The sequence below is a fragment of the Stenotrophomonas maltophilia group sp. Smal17 genome, from assembly GCF_030237045.1.
Classification (GTDB): Bacteria; Pseudomonadota; Gammaproteobacteria; order Xanthomonadales; family Xanthomonadaceae; genus Stenotrophomonas; species Stenotrophomonas forensis.
Map to the genome: position 1 here is coordinate 41717 of NZ_JASJSU010000039.1, position 1020 is coordinate 42736.

Annotated in this window: 1 protein-coding gene; it reads right to left on the reverse strand. The window is 69.5% G+C overall.

Annotation, left to right across the window (positions count from 1 at the left end; all coding sequences use genetic code 11):
- Positions 1-16 precede the first annotated feature (16 nt).
- On the reverse strand, positions 17-835 hold the full coding sequence (queF, locus tag QRO93_RS12180; protein ID WP_180879876.1) for an NADPH-dependent 7-cyano-7-deazaguanine reductase QueF: 819 nt from the start codon (positions 833-835) through the stop codon (positions 17-19).
- Positions 836-1020: the final 185 nt, after the last annotated feature.

Sequence of the window (1020 nt, forward strand, 5' to 3'; positions counted from 1 at the left end):
CCCCCCCCACTACCGGTTACTGGCGCAGTTCGCGGTAGGTCGCGGCCGGGGTGGCAATGCCGGGACTGGCCCGCCAGGGATTGATGTCCAGGCCACCACGGCGGGTATAGCGGGCTTCCACTTCCAGCCACTCCGGCTGGCAGCGCGTGGACACTTCGCTGAAGATCCGCTCAACGCACTGCTCGTGGAACTCGGCGTGCTCGCGGTAGCTGACCAGATAGCGCAGCAGGCCGGCGCGGTCGATCTTCGGCCCGCGGTAGCGCAGGCTGACCGTGGCCCAGTCCGGCTGGCCGGTGACCGGGCAGTTGGACTTCAGCAGCGCCGAGACCAGGGTCTCTTCTACCACCTGGCCGGCATCAGCGGCGAGGAAGTCCGCCTGCGGGGGGCCATAGCAGTCGATCTCCACCTCCAGCCCGTCGATCGACTCGCCGAGCGGCGTCTCGCGCAGGCCCGGCAGACCGAACGCCACATGGACCGGCGCACCGGCACAGGCCGACAGGTCGGCGACGATGCGTGCGCGCAGCGCTTCGGCGGTGTCGATGCGGGTGCTGTTGAGGGAGTTGAGGTACAGCTTGAACGACTTCGATTCGATCAGCCGCGGCGAGGTGCACGGCACCTGCACGGTGGCGACGGCGACCTGCGGTTTGCCGCGCGGGTCGAGCCAGCTCAGTTCGAAGGCATGCCAGCGGTCATGGCCGACGAACGGCAGCGCCGCATCATCGAGGCCGATCTCGGCGCGCGCGCCGCTGCGGGGGATGGGGAACAGCAGGCCGGGATCGTACTGCGACGGGTAACTGACCTCGCGACCGAGGCTGGAATCCTGTGGGGTGTTCATGGGCGTCATTGTATCGCGCCAGAAGCGGGCCTTCGGCCGGGCCGGCCAACGGCGGAGCCCCTCCGTGGTGGGTGTGTTGGTTGGTCGCGAAAGGCGGTCTCTCGGCTTGGCCGGGTGGGCAGGCGGGTCGGGGGACGCCGTAAACCCATCCCTGGGGGCTTGGCCGCGGCATCCATGCCGCGGAC